13 protein-coding genes and 1 tRNA gene are annotated in these 17,897 nt (G+C 67.7%); 8 read left to right on the top strand and 6 right to left on the bottom strand.

The window, feature by feature from the left end:
- Positions 1-252: 252 nt before the first annotated feature.
- On the bottom strand, positions 253-1,572 hold the full coding sequence (locus K8640_RS03430; RefSeq protein WP_223745750.1) for a ferritin-like domain-containing protein: 1,320 nt from the start codon (positions 1,570-1,572) through the stop codon (positions 253-255).
- Positions 1,573-1,808: 236 nt separating this feature from the next.
- On the opposite strand from K8640_RS03430, the gene K8640_RS03425 reads away from it, so the two are divergent.
- Positions 1,809-3,788, top strand: a complete 1,980-nt coding sequence (locus tag K8640_RS03425) for a S8 family serine peptidase (protein ID WP_223745749.1) — start codon at positions 1,809-1,811, stop codon at positions 3,786-3,788.
- A gap of 49 nt (positions 3,789-3,837) precedes the next feature.
- Here K8640_RS03425 and K8640_RS03420 read toward each other — a convergent pair whose 3' ends face one another.
- Positions 3,838-4,143, bottom strand: coding sequence for a hypothetical protein (locus K8640_RS03420; RefSeq protein ID WP_223745748.1), 306 nt, complete (start codon positions 4,141-4,143; stop codon positions 3,838-3,840).
- 224 nt (positions 4,144-4,367) lie between these two features.
- On the opposite strand from K8640_RS03420, the gene K8640_RS03415 reads away from it, so the two are divergent.
- Positions 4,368-6,311 (top strand): CotH kinase family protein, encoded by a 1,944-nt coding sequence (locus tag K8640_RS03415; RefSeq protein WP_223745747.1) that lies wholly within the window; start codon positions 4,368-4,370, stop codon positions 6,309-6,311.
- A 13-nt stretch (positions 6,312-6,324) separates the two neighbouring features.
- A complete protein-coding gene (opgC, locus tag K8640_RS03410) occupies positions 6,325-7,416 on the top strand; it encodes an OpgC domain-containing protein (RefSeq protein ID WP_223745746.1) in 1,092 nt (363 codons plus the stop codon).
- A 16-nt stretch (positions 7,417-7,432) separates the two neighbouring features.
- On the opposite strand, the gene K8640_RS03405 is transcribed toward opgC, so the two are convergent.
- On the bottom strand, positions 7,433-8,104 hold the full coding sequence (locus tag K8640_RS03405; RefSeq protein WP_141323624.1) for a carbonic anhydrase: 672 nt from the start codon (positions 8,102-8,104) through the stop codon (positions 7,433-7,435).
- A gap of 180 nt (positions 8,105-8,284) precedes the next feature.
- Between K8640_RS03405 and K8640_RS03400 the strand changes: the two genes are divergently transcribed.
- The gene (locus K8640_RS03400) at positions 8,285-8,917 is read left to right on the top strand and encodes a hypothetical protein (RefSeq protein WP_223745745.1); all 633 of its coding nucleotides are present in this window, start codon (positions 8,285-8,287) and stop codon (positions 8,915-8,917) included.
- Between the two features lie 103 nt (positions 8,918-9,020).
- Here the strand turns inward: K8640_RS03400 and K8640_RS03395 are convergent.
- Positions 9,021-9,106 (bottom strand) — tRNA-Leu (locus tag K8640_RS03395).
- 388 nt (positions 9,107-9,494) lie between these two features.
- Here K8640_RS03395 and K8640_RS03390 point away from each other — a divergent pair.
- The 4 genes from K8640_RS03390 to K8640_RS03375 all read left to right on the top strand — a co-directional run bounded on the left by K8640_RS03390 (position 9,495) and on the right by K8640_RS03375 (position 16,107).
- Positions 9,495-11,069 (top strand): amino acid adenylation domain-containing protein, encoded by a 1,575-nt coding sequence (locus K8640_RS03390; RefSeq protein WP_223745744.1) that lies wholly within the window; start codon positions 9,495-9,497, stop codon positions 11,067-11,069.
- Between the two features lie 129 nt (positions 11,070-11,198).
- Positions 11,199-11,855: a hypothetical protein gene (locus K8640_RS03385; protein ID WP_223745743.1), complete on the top strand. Its 657-nt coding sequence runs from the start codon at positions 11,199-11,201 to the stop codon at positions 11,853-11,855.
- A 230-nt stretch (positions 11,856-12,085) separates the two neighbouring features.
- On the top strand, positions 12,086-13,735 hold the full coding sequence (gene ffh, locus K8640_RS03380; protein ID WP_223745742.1) for a signal recognition particle protein: 1,650 nt from the start codon (positions 12,086-12,088) through the stop codon (positions 13,733-13,735).
- A 200-nt stretch (positions 13,736-13,935) separates the two neighbouring features.
- Complete coding sequence (locus K8640_RS03375; RefSeq protein ID WP_223745741.1) at positions 13,936-16,107, top strand: Ig-like domain-containing protein; 2,172 nt, start codon at positions 13,936-13,938, stop codon at positions 16,105-16,107.
- 43 nt (positions 16,108-16,150) lie between these two features.
- On the opposite strand, the gene K8640_RS03370 is transcribed toward K8640_RS03375, so the two are convergent.
- Both K8640_RS03370 and K8640_RS03365 read right to left on the bottom strand, forming a co-directional pair.
- Positions 16,151-17,254 carry a TIGR04552 family protein gene (locus tag K8640_RS03370; RefSeq protein WP_223745740.1) on the bottom strand — a complete coding sequence of 368 codons (1,104 nt, stop codon included), beginning with the start codon at positions 17,252-17,254 and terminating at the stop codon, positions 16,151-16,153.
- Positions 17,255-17,364: 110 nt separating this feature from the next.
- Positions 17,365-17,862, bottom strand: a complete 498-nt coding sequence (locus tag K8640_RS03365) for a toxin-antitoxin system YwqK family antitoxin (protein WP_223745739.1) — start codon at positions 17,860-17,862, stop codon at positions 17,365-17,367.
- Positions 17,863-17,897: the final 35 nt, after the last annotated feature.

Raw genomic sequence — 17,897 nt, 5'->3', positions numbered from 1 at the left:
GTCGCGGCAAGTGGACGGCCCCACCCTGGGCGCGACACCGCGCCGATGATGACTTCGCAGGCGGCGCCGCATCGACCATCGGGGGGACAGCGGACCTTGGGGTAGGGACCACGGTCACCGTGAGACGTGGCTCTGCGGCACGCCAATCCTTGGATTCTGCCGGAGGGCACGCCGGCCCCGAGCCGAGCCTCCCGTCGAAGCACCGAAACGCCTACGTCAACCCAGGCGTCCCGGCATGCACGGCCCCGCGCCTCAGTTCCACAGCTCGCGGGAGAGCACCTCCACCATCGCGAGAGCGACCTCCGGCGGAGGCAATCCCAGCGCACGCAAGACCGCCTCATCGGTCGGCGCGGAGACCTCGGCGCGCAGCGCCTCCACGGCCCGCTGACGTGCCGCGCGCACCGTCTCGCGCTCCTCGGGCGAGAGCTTCTCCTCCGCCCAGCGGTCCACGGCCCACGACAGGTCCGCATGCCGCGTCTCGTCCTCAGCGATGCGCACCATCGCCTCGCGCACCTCCGCGTCCTCCGCGTGCAGCGCCTGGTGATGCGCCAGCAGCGCGCCATACGTCTCGCGCACGCAGCCCTCCACCGCGTTGTCCAGCGCCACCTCGAACAGCGGCCGGGGAGCCAGCGGCGCCACCACCGCGCGCTCCGGCGTCACCCCATGTCGCCGCGCCAGGCTGCCGCACACCTGCGTATGCGCCACCTCATCCAGCGCGCTGCGCAGCGCCGCCTGTTGCAGCTCGACGGCCGCGCCATGCAGCGCCAGCTCCTCGCGCAGCCGTAGGAAGGCGGTGATGGAGGCCTCCTCCAGGTGGGTGATGAGCGCGAAGTGCTGTCCCAGCTCATCCACGCAGTCCACCGTTCCATCCGAGCGAAGCCCCGCGGGCCTGCGCCCCACCGAGCACCCCTTGTCGCCGCGCTCCAGGACGTGCGTGCGCTTCTCGACCACCTCGCCGGAGGGCTTGACCACCAGCAGGTACTGCGTCAGCGCCGTCCCCTCGCCACACGCGAACCCCTTGGTGGCGATGACGCTGAAGGTCCCATCGGCGTTCGTCTTCACCGCGCCATGCTTCAGCTCGGTGCAGCTCACGTTGTAGTCCTCCGCGAAGACCTGGAGCAGCGCCTCCGTCGGGGTGTCGATGCTGCCCAGCAGGGCCGCGAGCGCGTTGCGGGACGTGTGCGCCTCGACCGAATCTCCTCGCGTCGTCACCAGATAGTACGCATAGCAGCCCACCTCGCAGCGGGAGCGGAACCCGTCCTCGGAGGCCAGCGCGTCCAGCTCCGCGTTGCACACCGCGGGCTGCGTGGCGGTCTCGCACGCCGTCCCGACGGACGCCAGACGCTGCTGCCGCGGCGAGCTCTCCAGGTCCGTCACGATTCGCAGCTCGATGAAGTCCGTCGGGCTCGCGGGGGCCAGCCCCTGGAGCGACACGCGACCGTTGTCACAGGGGGGCGCCGAGAACCCCTCCAGGGAAATCCCCCCGTCGCCACAACCGGTGAGCACCAGGGGCGACGCCAGGGATGCACTCAGCGCACGGGCGAAGAGCCGGCGCAGTTGATTCGAGTTCAAGCAACACTCCTCTCTGGGTACGACCTCATTGCCGACAGCAATGGCGGTGCCAGCAGCGTCTCATTCGAGAAGCCGCGGTGACAATCCGAAGCGTCTCCGGTGTTTTCCGCGAGCGCACTCAGAAACCTGAGGGGCGCGGTGTCTCGAATTGATCAACCTCGGAGCCCCCGGCGTCCAAGCGGGCTCACCCAGACGCTGTCCTCGAAAGAGGCGGCACATCGCAGGCCACACACCCCATGTGGAAACTCCGCTTCATCCCGTTGCTCTGTCTCCTCACCCTCACCGGCTGCACTGAGCCCACTTCACGCGAAGCCTCGCGCCAGCAGCCCATCCCGAACCGATACATCGTCGTGCTCCGCCCCCAGGCCCACACGAAGGCCCACGGGCAACAGAAGCCTCGCGAGTACGTCGCGAACCTCGCCAAGGCGCACGGTGCGACGGTGCTGCGCGCCTATGAGCACGCGCTCCAGGGCTTCACCACGGAGCTCGACCCGACACGCCTCGCATCGCTGCGCGCCGATGAGCGCGTGGCCTTCATCGAACAGGACGCCCGGGTGCGCCCGCTCGCCACGTCGCAGACGGCGGCGTGGGGACTGGACCGCGTGGACCAGGAGGACCTGCCGCTCGACGGCCACTACCGTCCCGCGCTGAGCGGCGCGGGCGTCCACGCGTATGTCCTCGACACCGGCATCCGCTCCACGCACGCCGAGTTCCAGGGACGCCTGGGCGAGGGCTTCGACGTGCTGGACCCTGAGGGTGGTGCGGAGGACTGCCACGGTCACGGCACGCACGTGGCGGCAACCCTCGGAGGCTCCACCTGGGGCGTGGCGCGCGCCGCGACGCTGCACTCCGTGCGCATCATCGACTGCGAAGGCGAGGGCACGGTGTCGGGCATCATCGCCGGCATCGACTGGGTCACCGCCCATCACCAGGCCCCCGCGGTCGCCAACCTGAGTCTCAGCCTGGAGGTCTCCGAGGCCCTGGACCAGGCGGTCCGCAACGCCGTGGCCGCCGGAGTCACCGTCGTCGTGGCCGCGGGCAACCGCAGCGTCGATGCGTGCGACTACTCTCCGGGCCGCGCGGCGGAAGCCCTCACGGTGGGCGCCACCCGGCTGACGGACACGCGGGCGTCGTTCTCGAACTACGGCCGCTGCATCGACCTGTTCGCGCCGGGCGAGGACATCCTCTCCGCCGACCTCCCGGACGACACGGCGACCGAGGTCCGCTCCGGCACCTCCATGGCCACACCACACGTCGCCGGCGCCGCCGCGCTCTACCTGGAGACCCATCCCCGCGCCACGGCGACGCAGGTGATGGACGCGCTCGCGGGCGCCGCCGTGGCGGGGCGTGTGAATGAGGCCGGCCCAGGCTCCCCCAACCTGCTGCTCCAGGCGGGCTTCCGACACGTGACGGGAGACCATCACCGTCCCTGGGCGCAGGTGATGACGCCGTTCCCCTGGAGCACCGTGCGAGGCACCTCGCGCGTGCGCGTGCTCGCCTGGGATGACGTGGCGGTGCGCCGCGTGGACCTCTGGGTCAACGGCCTCCTGCGCGCCAGCGACACCACCCTCCCCTTCGAGCTGGACTGGGACACGCGCGAGGAGCTGAACGGCCCCACCACGCTGGAGGTCCGCGCCTACGACACCGCGCTCGGAGCCTGGCGCGCCACGCCGGTGAAGGTGACGGTGCGCAACCCGGACGTCGCGGACTTCGATGCGACACTCCTGGCGCCCCGCTGCACCACCCTCGCGTCCGCGTGCGACACGGGCGTGCTCGTTCGCGGCATGGGGAGCGTGGGGCCCGAACTCCATGCCCCCAACACGCTCGGCGGGAGCTGCGCCGACGGCAACGGCGGCACCTACGGCGTCACTCCGTCGCTGGAGGGCCTGCGCGTCGCCAGCCAGGATGGAGGCCCGCTCACCGCCGGCAGGCCCGTGACGCTCACCGCGAACGTCATCGGCTTCCTCCCCTTCTTCGAGCGCGTGAACCTCTTCCACGCACCCGACGCACGCCATCCCCAGTGGACCCACGTGGCCACGCTCCCGGTCGAGGTGACGGGAGAGAATGCGCTGTCCGTCACCTTCACGCTGCCGGAGGGTGGGCTCCAGGCGATTCGCGGCGTCATCGGTGACAATCCCACCGGGGCAAGCTGCGTCGCGAGCGAGTGGACGGACCACGACGACCTCGTCTTCCCCGTGGCGCCCTCGCGTCGCTGAAGCAGGCCACGACCCGGCGCGCCGTCAACCGGCGGCGCGCCGCGGTCTCTCAATGGGGGCGCGTCGAGTCCGTGCTCTCGTCGAGCATCCGCACCGCCACCGCGCGACATCCGCCACACACCACGCCCGCCCGCTCCCAGTGCACCTGGTCCTCGAGCTCGCGAGCATCCTCGGGCCCCTCTTCCAGTCGCCGCACCAGCGCCGCGAGCGCGTCCTGCTCACCGTCCTCCGACGCCTCGGCGGACTCCAGCACGTCCTGCTCGCCCTCCAGGACCAGCTTGAAGCGGTAGTACACCTCGCGTGGGTTCAGGGCGCGCCCACACGTCGCGCAGTGCCGAAGTCGGGGTCCGGTCATCGCAGGTGGGCTCCCTCGCTCGGGTGCGCAACAGCCATGGCATTCCGCAACCCCCAGCGTGGCACACTGCCACGCTCTCCCGACACTGCTTCCCTGAATTCAGGGAGATAGTTTGAGGCACGAGGATTGCTGACGACCCCGGGTCCCACGTCCCCCAGGGTCCTCCCCTTCGTGTCTCATCCATGAATCACCCGTCTCGTCCCGAAGTCGCGGGGGGCTCTGTCGTGGCCTCCGAGCGAGTCCCGTTCGTCTTCCCGAAGCCGAGGCGCTCCGGGGCACTCGCCGCGCTGCTCATCGCGCTCACGGCCTGCGAGAGCACGCCGTCCGACAAGGGCTCCGGGCCCGTGGTGGAGGAGGAGACGGCGTCACCGGTCGTCACCATCGACGCCATGGACAACGAGCAGCACGTGCTGCGCGGCGGCTTCCAGATGGACGCGGGCGTCGTGCGCGTGGAGGTCTACGAGGGCTCCATCCTGCTCGGGCTGGCGGTGCTCGAGGACGGACGGTGGAGCATCCCGTGGCAGCCGGGCCACGAGAGCGAGTCGCTGGAGGTCGTCGCCTATCACGACAGCGGGACGGAGGTGCGCACGCGCCTGGAGTTCCAGCGGCTGGGCTTCGGCACGCAGGACAGCCTGTACGCGGCCGAGGCGCTCCTGACGCTCCCCACGTCCCCGGACACGACGACGCGCTACACGCTGGACGGCTCCACGCCGGGCCCGACGTCTCCCGTCTATACGGCGCCGTTGGTGCTGCTCAACCGACGCGGGCAGCCCGCGCCGCTCAGCCTCATCCCGACGAACCCCGCCGAGTCACCGGAGCCCTGGCGCTGGAAGCCGCCCACCGCGCCCTCCACGCTCGCGACGGTGGTGCGCGTGCGGCAGTTCGCGGGCGAGACGCCGGTGGACGCGGGACAGGCGCGCACGTACCTCATCGGACAGCCGCGCGCGTACACGTTGCCGGTGTTGTCGTTGGCGACGGACGCGGCGAACTTCTTCGGTGACGAGCAGGGCATCTACGTGCCGGGCCGCGTCTACGCCGAGACGCCGGGGCCCATGGAGGGCTGGGGCACGGGCAACTACATGCAGGACGGCAAGGACTGGGAGCGCCCGGTCCACGTCGAGTGGTTCGACGCCGTGGGCGCGACGGTGTTCGCGCAGAACGCGGGCGTGCGCATCCACGGCTCGGGCAGCGCGGCGATGCCGCAGAAGAGCCTCCGGCTGTACGCGAAGGAGGAGTACGGCCCGGAGCTGTTCCAGGCGGACGTGTTCCCGGACCATCCGCTGCGCGAGTTCAAGCGGCTCATCGTGCGCACGTCGGGGCAGGACCAGGTGGGCTCCAAGCTGCGCGACTGCGCGCTCCAGGGCTTGCTGCGCGAGACGTCCCTGGCGCTGCAGGCCTGTCAGCCCACGCTGGTGTTCCTGGATGGCGAGTACTGGGGACTGCACGAGCTGCGCGAGCGGTATGACGAGTACTACCTGGCCACGCACCACGGGCTGAAGCGCAAGGACATCGTCATCCTGGAGGCCGACGGCATCCTCGACACGGGCGAGGACGCGGACGTGCTGCCCTACCAGGAGTTGCTCGCCTACGTGCGCGAGCACGACCTCTCCGTCCCCGAGCACTTCGCGTACGTCGCGGCGCGCATCGATGTGGAGGACTTCATCGACTACCACATCGCGGAGGTCTACTTCGGCAACGAGGACTGGCCTGACAACAACGTGAAGTTCTGGCGCCTGCGCGGTGGCGAGACCTCCGGCGACACGGGGCCCGGGGATGGGCGGTGGCGCTGGCTGCTCCACGACTTGGACGCGGCCTTCATCGGAGGTCCCGAGGCCAACTCACTCGGCCGGCTGCTGCGCGACGAGCGGCTCGGCGAGTCCTTCGTCGTGCTGTTCCGGAGCTTGATGAAGTCGCCGGACTTCAAGGGTCTGTTCGTCTCGCGCTTCCAGTGGCACCTGGAGAACACCTTCGCGCCGGAGCGGGTGCTGGCCCTGCTCGACGAGGCCGCGGCGCGGCTCGCGCCCGAGATGGCCGAGCACGTCGCGCGGTGGGGTTACCCGGCCTCGGTGGAGTCGTGGCAAGCGGAGGTGGAGTGGATGCGCGAGTGCGCGCGTCGTCGGCCCGAGGCGCTCCAGCGTCATCTGCGGGAGGAGCTGGGCGCGCCCTGAGCCCGTCTTCCTCATGCCGCGTCGACCCGACCTGGATGCCCTGCGGGGGTTGCTGCTCGTCCTGATGACGCTGACGCACCTGCCCACGCGGCTCAACGCGTACACCAGCCAGCCGTTCGGCTTCGTCTCCGCGGCCGAGGGGTTCGTGTTCCTGTCGGCGTTCCTGGTGGGGGGCACGCATGTGAAGGCGTGGGACGCGCCGGGGAAGCTGTGGCGCGGGCTGCGGCGCAGAGCCCTCAAGGTCTACGCGCACCACGTCGGGCTGCTCTGCTTCGCCTTCACCTTCATCGGCGCGGTGGGCTGGCTCACGCGCCGCCCCGCGGTGCTCAACCTGCTCGACTTCTTCCACCAGGAGCCGCTCACGGCGCTGCTGAGCAGCCTGGTGTTGCTGTACTGCCCGCCGCTGCTGGACATCCTCCCGCTCTACGTCGTGCTGCTGTTCCTGTCGCCCTTCGTGCTGACCGCGGCGCGCCATGCGGGCTGGGGGAAGGTGGTGTGCCTCAGCGCGCTGGTGTGGCTGTGGGCGCAGCTGGGGCTCAAGCGGGAGCTGTACGGCACGTTGGGGTCCGTGTCCTGGCTGCCGATGAAGGTGGACCACTCCGGGGCGTTCGACTTGTTCGCCTGGCAGTTCCTCTGGGTGCTCGGCGTGTGGCGGGGGAGCCTCCGGGCGCGGGCCGCCGGGAGCCCCGCGCCGCCGCCGCGCCTCCAGTGGGTGGTGGCGTGGGGAGTGGTCGTCGTGTTCCTGCTCGCGCGGTACGAGGTGCCGGGGTTCCAGCTGTTCACGAGCTGGCCCGTGCTGCTCGACAAGTGGACGCTGGCGCCGCTGCGGCTGGTGAACTTCCTGGCGCTGGCGCTGCTCGCGGACCGGGGTGCGCCGCTCGTGTATCGCTGGCTGCGGCCGAGGGTGCTGGAGCTGTTGGGCAGCGCGTCCCTGCCCGTCTTCAGCGCCCATCTGGTGTTGTGTCTGTTGAGCCTCGCGCTCATCAACGAGAGCGAGGCGCCGCTGGACAGCCTGGAGGAGGTCGCCGTGCTGGTGGTGACGTTCGCCGGGATGGTGGTGGTGGCGCTGCATCACCAAAGGCGCGCGGCGCCCCTCACGGGCTGAGCTGGGCGCGACCGAGTCAGAGCACCTGGCGAAGGCCGAAGCGGCCCCGGGCGCGGAGGGAGTCTCCGTCCGTGGCAACGACGGGGGTGAACTGCCCCTGGCTCGGCTCGTAGGCGTGCACGCAGCCGTCCTCGAGCTGGTAGACCCAGGCGTAGAGGTTGAGCGCGCGGTTCGCGAGGGCCTCGGCGACCGTGGGATGGGAGCGCAGGTTCTCGAGCTGCACGAGGACGTTCTCACCGACGGCCGCATCGAGGAGGGCATCTCCGCTCAGGTGGGCGTAGCTGGCCTCGACGATGCGCCGGGTGGACTCCGCGTGGCGCAGCCACTGGGCCATCTGGGGGAGCTTGTCGAGGAGCTGGGGCTTGAGCAGACCGTGCATGGCGCCGCAGCGGGTGTGTCCGCAGACGATGATGTGGCGGACCTTGAGGGCGGCGACGGCGTACTCGATGGTGGCCGCGGTGCCGTTGTTGGCGGTGCTGTAGGGCGGGACGATGTTGCCGGCGTTGCGGATGATGAACAGCTCGCCGGGCCCGGCGCCCGTCACCTCGTTGGGGAGGACGCGAGAGTCGGAGCAGGTGATGAAGAGGACCTCGGGGTTCTGCGCCTCCGCGAGCTTCGAATAGAGGTCTTGCTTGGAGCGGAAGACCTCGGTCTGGAAGTGATGCAGTCCCGGGATGAGTTTCTCCATGAAGGCGCAGCCTTCACCAGGAGCAGCGCCTCCGACAACCCCATTGCGTGTGCCACGCGGGTGACGGTGAACATTTCCACCGGCCTGCGCGAAAAAGCCTCTCCACCATGAATGCACACGCAACGGCCGTGGCATCATCGACAGGCAGCACACGAAGCGTCAATCGCGTTGGGAGGAACCATGCGTACCCTGTTGACCCTGGGCCTTGCAGTCCTTGGCTTCCAGTTCGGCTGTGGTGTGGATGATGCCGACACGGAAGCGCAACCCGATATGGCTTCACAGGAGGCCCCGCTCCTCATCTGCCTGTCGGAGTACTTCATCAGGTATTACAGCGATGCAACCCTCACCACATCGGTCGGCACGGAGCGGTGCATCTGTGGAAGGACACCCGTGCGCACGGGGCAAAGGAGCCCGTACTTCATCGAAACTGACGGTGGGGAGTGTCCTGGCATTGCGCCGGAAGCCCGGGCGGATGGGACGGACACCACGCTCGAGATTCCTCCTCCCACGGCGACCATGAATTGCGAATGGATGGACGAGACCGAGCGAATCGAGTGCACAGCGAGCGCGAGCGGCGGAGTGACGCCCTATACCTACCAATGGCAAAGGGCGCACAACCTCGACGTCGATCCCGCTCCAGGCAACTGGCCCTGGCGCAATGGCACCACCACCTTCAGCGAGCCTTGCAAGTTCGGCCTCTACCCGGGCGGACGGTATTACTACAAGTACATCCGCTTCCGCGTCCTCGACGCCAACACCTACGTCTCGAACTTCGTTGAACAGAGCTTCCGCTGCTGGACGCCGAATCCGTAAACCCTCGGGATGATCAGGGCACTGAGCGGAACCCGTCTCGTGCCGCCGTGGCAGCAGCGCGCCGTCAGGGAGGCGAGCATCCTCCCTGACGGACTCACGATATTGCACGAACCGGGAATCGAACCCGGACGACCCTTGCGAGTCAGCGGATTTTAAGTCCGCTGCGTCTGCCAGTTCCGCCATTCGTGCAGGCCCCCTGTCCTACCAATCCCCCTGCCCACTGCTCAACACCATTCCGAGGCCCCACGCCCGGGCCTCCCCCTGCCTCGTCTGCCCCAGCGCGCCCGCCTCTCGGACTCCGAGGGCGCCCGGCTTTCACTGTCCTGAAGGCGCCTCACGGGCACGACCCCGGGACGAACGACATCTCCGGTGGCACCGCGCATTCTGCGCGGGTCCCATTGGAACGACAGGGGAGAACGCCGCCCATGAGCACGTCGCCCCGTTCGCGCCTCCGAGCGGACGCCGTCCAGGCCCCCGCGCCCGGCGTGTATGCCTTTCGTGAGCCCCCCGACTCGCGCTCCGTGCTCCACCGAGAACTCGTGACCCACGCCTTGGGCCCCTGAGGAGAATCACATCCATGTTGTTTCAGTACCTTGAAGACAGCGCGCGAGCGGCCCCTCGACGGACAGCGGTCATCGACGGCGAGCGAGCCATCTCCTACGAGGAGCTCGACGCGGGCGCGAACCAGGTGGCCCGCACGCTCCAGGAGCTCGGCATCGGCCGGGGCGCGCGCGTGGGGCTCCACCTGACCAAGTCGCTCGAGGCCGTGGTGGGCCTTTTCGGCATCCTCAAGGCCGGCGCGGCCTACGTCCCCATCGACCCCTCCGCGCCGGAGTGGCGCCTGAAGTTCATCGCGAGGGACTGCGCGCTCGCGGCCATCCTCACCACCCCCTCCTGGCAGGCCTCGCTCCAGCAGGTGCAGACCCTGCGCGGAATCATCCTGGTGGGAACGCGACAGCCGAACACCACATCAGCACCTCCCGGGGAGAACCTCCCGACGACCCTGACCTGGGAGCAGGTGCGCACCCGCTCCACCTCGCGCCTGGAGAAGGACTCGCGCGCCACGGCAGAGGACCTGGCGTATGTCCTCTACACCTCCGGCGCCACCGGACACCCCAAGGGGGTCATGCACAGCCACCGCGCCGCGCAGGCCTTCGTCGAGTGGGCCTTCCAGACTGCGAACGTGCGCTCCTCGGACCGCGTCTCCAGCCTCTCGCCCTTCCACTTCGACCCGTCCGTCTTCGACCTCTTCGCCACGGCCAAGGGTGCCGCCACGCTGGTGCTGGTGCCCATCGAGCTGTCCGCGATTCCGCGGGAGCTGGCGGACTTCATCGCGAAGAGGGAGATCGCCATCTGGCACTCCGTGCCCTCGGTGCTCACCCAGCTCGAGGCCCGAGGCGAGCTGTCACGGCATGCCTTCCCGCACCTGCGCACCGTGCTCTTCACCCGCGAGGTCTTCCCACACAAGTACCTGCGCAAGCTCGTGCTGACCCTGCCCAGGCCGCGGTACCTCAACCTCTACGGCACCACCGAGACGAACGTCTGCACGTACCACGTCGTCACGCCCGCGGACCTCGCGAGCCCCGAACCCCTGCCCATCGGCAAGGTCTGCTGCGGAGACGAGGTCTTCGTCATCCGGGATGACGGCGCGCGGGCGGCGGACGGAGAGGAGGGCGAGCTGTGCGTGGCGGGCCCCACGCTGATGAGCGGTTACTGGGGACAGGAGGAGCACACCCGGAAGGTGCTCGGCCCCATTCCAGGCCACCCCAAGGCCTATCGGACGGGGGATCGGGTCACCCGGGAGGGTGGAGGCGTGCTGCGCTTCCTGGGCCGCCGCGATGACCGGGTCAAGGTCCGGGGCCGCCACATCGAGCTGACCGCCGTGGAGGAGGTGCTGCTGCGCCACCCGGATGTCGAGGAGAGCGCCGTGCTGACGCTCCCGGACGAGCTCGCGGGCGGGGAGCTGCGCGCCTTCGTGGTGCTCAAGGACAACGCGAGCGCCAGCCTCCAGGACCTGCGACAGCACTGCGCGGACTACCTGCCGCCCTACATGGTCCCCACTCGCATCGACACCTGCGAATCCCTGCCGAAGACGACCGCCGGGAAGAAGGACCGCGTCCGAATCCAGGAGGACGCCCGCCAACGCGCCTGAGCTGTCTCGTCCCACCGCGTCGGGCCTGGCCCCGTGGCCTCGCCCAGCTGGACATCGGAGTGAGTCGCCATGAACGGGAGCGTGGGACACTCGGCATCCGAGCCTCGGGGACGGACGGGAGCCCGCCCGATGCACGTGGACCTCTGGCGGGACTTCGAGCGACCGGGACACGTGGACGCGGCGAGCACATGCCACCTGCCCCGCGTCTTCCGTCTGTCCGGCCTGCTCGACTGGCGCGCGCTGCGTCTGGCGCTCGAGGCCCTGCAGCATCGCCACGGCGCTCCGTGGTCCACGCCCCCCGTGCCCGGCGTCTTCGTCCTCCCCACCATCAGCCTGCTCGATGGAACGCCCTATTCGGCGGTGCGAGAGGCACGATTGGCCGAGGCCTTGCGCCACGAGGCCCGGCGTCCGGTCGACCGCCAGGGCGCGCCCCTCGTCCAGGCGACGCTGTTCGTCCTGGACGTGAGCGAGCACGTGCTCCGGCTCGAATTCCACCCCAGCCTCATCGACATCCGGCCCCTGGAGGTGCTGCTGTGGGAGCTCGCGGAGCTGTATGCCGCGTACCGCAGAGGGTGGCCCGCGCCCATCCTGTCGCCCGTGGAGCCGAGTCCCCGGCCGTCCGCGAACGACTTCAGGCGCGGCCCACGCGGGGATGACCTTCCGGCGCCCGCGCGGCGAGGACCTCGCGGTGCGCCCCTCGCCGCCGAGGACGTGCTCGCGGCCCTGGGCATGGCCGATGCCGCGCACAGGGGAAGGATCCTCGAGGACCTCGAACAGGTCCGTTGAGCGGAGGACAGCCCCGGGGCCTCCGCTCGACCGGGGCCCGGGCAGGCTGGGGCCCGGGCCCGAAAGCCACCCGCCGGGCCCTGGGGGATGCGCCAACCCCTTGGGAGCGTTGATGAATCCAGGGCCTCGGCCCGGGCCAGACGGGCCCGGGGGTCGGCTCTTCACTCTTCGACGCCTGGGATGCGCTCCAAGGTCGCATCCCACCTCCCCCCTGTTATAAAGCGCCCCCCATGCTTGAGACCGTCACCAAGGGCTTCCGCGCCGCCAAGAACCGCCTCGCCGGCAAGAGCGAGCTCACCCCGGAGCTGGTCGACGAGTCGCTCCGCGACATCCGCGTCTCGCTCCTCGAGGCCGACGTGGCCTTCGACGTGGTGAAGAAGTTCGTCGCCCGCGTCCGCGAGAAGGCCGTGGGAGAGCTCGTCCAGACCACCATCACCGATGCCTCGGGCCAGAAGCGCAAGGTCAGCCCGATGGACCACTTCATCAAGATCTGCCACGACGAGCTCGAGGCGCTGATGGGGCCGGTGGACACGGGGCTGAACCTCAAGCCCAAGGGTCAGCTGTCCGGCATCATGATGGTGGGTCTGCAGGGCTCGGGTAAGACGACGACCACGGGCAAGCTCGCCAACCGGCTGCTCCAGCAGGGCCGCAAGCCGCTGCTCGTGGCCGCGGATATCTACCGTCCGGCCGCCGTGGACCAGCTCAAGGTCCTGGGCGAGCGGCTCAAGGTGCCCGTCTACCACGAGCCCGGGGTGCAGCCTCCCGAGCTGGCGAAGCGGGGCTATGCCGCCGCTCGCGAGCAGAAGTGCGACGTGGTGCTCATCGACACCGCCGGTCGTCTCGCCATCGACGAGGCGCTGATGTCGGAGCTGGAGTCCATCAAGTCGAACGTGCACCCGGACAACATCCTGCTGGTGTGCGACGCGATGATTGGTCAGGACGCCGTGCGCACGGCGGCCGAGTTCGACCGGCGTCTGACCTTGGATGGCTTTATCCTGACCAAGCTGGACGGTGACGCGCGTGGTGGCGCGGCGCTGTCCATCAAGGAAGTCACCGGCAAGCCCATCAAGTTCCTCGGCATGGGCGAGTCGATGGACAAGCTGGAGGAGTTCCGTCCGGAGGGCCTCGCCGGCCGCATCCTCGGGTTCGGCGACATCGTCGGCCTGATGAAGGACTTCGAGAAGGTCGTCGACGAGAAGAAGGCCGAGGAGGACGCGCGCAAGCTGTTGTCCGGCCAGTTCTCGATGAAGGACTTCGTCGAGCAGATCCGCATGGTGCGGAAGATGGGTCCGCTCAAGGACCTGCTGGAGAAGTTCCCGCTCTTCGGCGAGATGACGGAGCACCTGAACCCGGACGAGAAGGAGCTCACCAAGATCGAGTCGATGTACGACTCGATGACGGTGAAGGAGCGCCTGCGTCCGGACCTCATCAACGCCAGCCGGGTGAACCGCATCGCGAAGGGCAGTGGTCGCAAGCCCGAGGACGTGCGGGAGCTGCTGCAGAAGTTCGGGATGATGCAGCAGGTGATGGGGACGATTGGCCAGAACCCGGGGCTCCTGGGTCGCATCCCCGGCTTCAAGCAGCTGGGTCAGCTGTCGCAGATGCGGAACATGGACCTCTCCAGCATGTTCGGTGGGGACCCGAAGATGATGGAGAAGATGATGAGCGGCGGGATGCCGGGCATGGGGTTGCCCATGCAGCTGCCACAGGTGGCTCCGGGCTACACGCCCCCCATGGGCCAGGCTGCCATGGCGAAGGCCCGGTTGATGGGCTACGCCCCGCCGTCCGCCGCCGGCGCCAAGGGCGAGGACCGGGATGCCATCAAGGAGCGCCGCAAGCGGGAGAAGGAGAACAAGAAGAAGAACCGCAAGAAGAGGTAGGCGGTCAGGCCCCTGCTGGCCCGTGAGCACGAAGCCCGTGTCACCCGGAGACGTCCGGGGGGCGCGGGCTTTCGCTTGTCCGGGGTCCAGGGGCCGGGACGGGAGCCAGGGGATGAGACGGGGCCCCGGGGCCTCGGCGGGGAGGAGGGCGTGTCATGGTAGGTGTCTGGACTGGAACACTCCCTGCACAGCAGACCTTCATGACGAACCGACTTCGCCTGTCCGTCCCCCTCTTCGCCGTCTTCCTGCTGTCCGCCTGTATCGATGTCCCGGACGTCGCGGGGCCGGAGGACATCCCTGATGCGGGGCAGCCTCCTCCTGACGCAGGAAGTCTCCCGGACGGAGGCGAGCAGCCCGCTGGGGACTTCGAGCTCAATGTCATGCCCACGGAGGACTCGATTCTCCAGGGGGCCACGAGGAGCTTCCAGGTCTCGCTCGTCCGCAAGAATGGCTTCAATGGGAGTGTCTCGGTGATGTTGGTGAGTCCACCGGGAGGCATCACCGCGCCCTCGGTCACGATTCCCGGCGCGAGCACGGTCTCGAGCTTGAGCATCAGTGTTTCCGAGCAGGTTGCGCCCGGTCCCGTGACGCTCACGGTGCGTGGAATCTCAGGAGCGCTCCATCGAGACCGGAGCGTCTCGCTCACCATCGTTCCCCTGGGGGACCTGGCGGTCTCCTGGGTTGCGCCTTCAGCGTCGTACAGCGCCACGAATGGAGGACTGTCGGTCGAAGTCGCGGTGCAGGGGGGACAAGCCGAGAAAGTCGAGCTGATGAAGGGAGACACGGTGCTGACCACGTGGACCGCGCCGCCCTACACATACTACTGGGATACGACGAGCGAGGCCGAGGGGGAGTACACGCTGGTGGCCAAGGCCACGAGAACGGGCTCGACGTTCGCGAGTGTCGCGAGGACCGTGGTGGTGGACCGGACGGCGCCGAGCATCGCGAGCAGGCAGCCGGCACACGGGGCAACCCAGGTGAGCGCCCGGACCCGCGTCGAGGTGGGGTTCAGCGAGGCCGTGAAGGCGGCGACCGTGAGCACTTCGAACGTGGGACTCATCGGGGATGGCGGCGTGCCCATTCCTGTCGCCCTGGAGCTGTCGGCGGATGGACGGACCCTGACGTTGACCCCGGCTGCGTCACTCGCCGCGTCCACGGCGGTGAGCGTGCGACTTGGGACGGCGGAGCAGCCCATCACCGACGAGGCGGGCAACATCCTCACCACGGGTGGTTCGTGGTCCTTCGCGGTCCCCTTCTGGCTGCCCATGGGAGGCGCCATCAGCGCGTCTCCTGGGAACACGCCCGCGGAGAACGTGGTGATGAAGGTGGGAACGGATGGGCTGCCCGTCATTGCCTGGTCGGAGTCGGATGGGACGAGCAAGAACATCCATGTGATGCGATGGACCGGACAAGAATGGCAACGACTCGGAGGACCTCTTCGAGTGCACTCCGCACCAGGTGCCCACGCAGAGCGTCCGGACCTTGCGATCGACAACTCAGGGAGGATCATCATCGCTTGGGATGAAGCTGTTGGGAAAGCAGGTGTCCCGCCCATTCAAGTCATGGCCTGGTCGGGAACGTTGTGGCAATCCCTCACGCCTCCTCCCTTCCCGAATGATTCCGGCACCGAAACGACCATCCCCAAGCTCGCGGTGGACGCATCGGGAGCGATCACTGTCTATGCCCAGGTCTATTACGTCACCGCATATTACGAGTCCAAAGCCTACATCCTCACAGCCAATCAGCAGACCTGGACGCAGGCACAGCTGTTTCTTGGCCCTGACTGGCTCAACAACTATCTCAAGGCAATAACCAGCGCGGGAAACACCATTTTCGCAGCCCACAGCAGCTATGTCGACTCGCTCGGGACTCGCGCTATCACCGTCACCCAAAACCACTCACAGCCATTTGGAACCGCACTCATCTCCAGTCCTACCGACGCCTACACTGACCAAGCAGCACTTGCCACCAATGGCGCTGGCGAACCGTTGGTAGCCTGGGACGAATTCAAGGGCGCTGGGGCATCCTCCAACATCTTCTTCGCGCGGTGGCAGGGCAGTGCGTGGCAATCTCCAGAGCTCGTGACCCCACACTCGACCAACAACAAAGCTCCATCGCTCACGATGGGTGATGATGGCTCTCCGCTGCTGGCTTGGAGTGGATTCGCCGAGCCGGAGCAAGTGATTTTCGTCGCCAAGCGAAGCACGTCCTCTTGGACACAGCTCGGCCCGGCACTGAGTGCGGAGTCAGGCGCAAGCACTCCGGGTAGCCGACCCGTGCTGGCTCTCGGAAAAGAGAACCGTCCGCTGGTTGCCTGGCTGGAAACGACAGCTACTGGGACGCACGTCTACGTCGCGCAGCAGAACCAATGAGCCAGTGGGGCTGGGCGTTCAACGCGCCCAGCCCTCCGTCGACTCAGCTGTTGTCGCGCTTTGGGACAACCAGCCCCTGGCTGAGTCGCTTCAGCACACGCTTCTTCTGACGGCGCTTGTAGGCATCATGCGCATTCTCTCCCTGCTCATTCAATCGGGCGGTCTCTTGGTCGACGATCTGGAACTCGACCAAGGAGATGATGACCCGGCCCTTCCGTGAACGCGTATCTTCGTGTGGAGCAGGGAGATGGGCGTCCATACGCACTGGCAAGTCCACCACGAAGTTCAGCGCCCGATAGGTGTTTCCGGAGAAGGAGTTGCCACTCTTGTCCTCACGAGCTTCGTAGTCTTTATCGAGGTGGAGTCGATGGGTGACTTGCTCGAAGTGAGGATTCTCCTCCAGGACACTGCGAAAGGGGAGCAGTGTGTTTTCAGTCTGCCCGGGAACAACGAGATGAAACGGGAACAACCACTGCGTCAGATAGTAGAGGACCGGTAACAAGTCTTCTCGTGCACGGGTCACAATCCGGAAACGGGTCCGATCATAGACCTGTGCCGCAACCGTCTCCTTCTTGGCCAGCAGCTTCGTCACCAAGGAGTCTTGGGTCTTGATGGAGTGCGCGAATTCGACAACAGGCAACCCTTTCGCCTGCATCTCACGTGCGACCCCCTGGACTCTCTCAGTCACCAACTCCGCCAGTTCAGCCTCGGAGATGGCAAGCCGGAACAGCAGATCTCTCCCCTCGATGTGCTGAATGACATGCATCACCTTGAGTACGACACAGGCGATCCGCCGATGCCGAACCTCACCTTTGGCCCCTGAGGCCAGAAGGAACAGGTCATGGATTTCTGTCGGTTGGGCTACCGCGTCGGCAACACGGTAGTTGAACGTCTTCCGCAAATAGACCACCGACTCGGCCAGCACGCTTCGCGCCCAGGCCTCGTCGTGAGGTTGGGACAAATCCAGTTGGCAAAGTCGCAAGAAGCGGTCGACCTCGTCTCGCGTCTGGAAGTGCATCCGACGCCAATCGATGACCGAGCCACCCCGCAGGATGAGACGAATGCGCTCAAGCTCGCGCAAGCCCATCTCCGCCACTGTGCGGACGGGGATCTCTGGAAGGACGAGGGAGAGCAAGGGGGCCTTCACGACTGAGCTTCCTATCCGAGTCGTTCGACGCGGGAAAGCCCTGAGGGGAGCTGGCCCTCCCCCTCCCCAACCAACAGGGAGGGGGCAAGACGGAGATTGATGTTCCGGGACTACCGGTCGGAAACCGGCTTGCCGGCCGCGAATCGGGCCTGCGAAACCGTCCGGCCATCCTCCGCGTAGACGACCTCAAGACCGTCCTGAAGGCCCTTCACCCACGCCTGCTCCAGCTTCTTCGTGCCGTTGGCGAAGTATTCGACGCGCTTGCCATGGTAGTCATTGCGCTCGAACTCGGTCTCGCCGGTCTTGACACCATTCGCGTCGTAGAACGTCCAGCGCCCAGTCCGCAGGTTGTCCTTGAACTGCCCTTCGGACTGCTTCTGCCCATTGGCCCAGAAGTCGACGTAGGGACCATGACGGACGACCTTGTCCAGGTCCGAACTTCCTCCGGTCTTGATGCAGAAAACCCCCAGGTCCTTCGTGGGCTTGCTTCCTTTCTGAGTGGTCCCGGCCGGGCATTCGAGACGAACCCCCTGACCCGCCGAGGCGTCTCCCGCAAGGGCAGGCGCGGAAACCACTGCAATAGCCAGGACCACGTGACGATAAGCCATCTCATCTCTCCTTCGCGGAAGGACGCCGGACGAGC

The sequence above is a fragment of the Myxococcus sp. XM-1-1-1 genome (assembly GCF_020037095.1).
GTDB lineage: Bacteria > Myxococcota > Myxococcia > Myxococcales > Myxococcaceae > Myxococcus > Myxococcus fulvus.
This window is presented reverse-complemented; position numbering and strand designations above follow the sequence as displayed.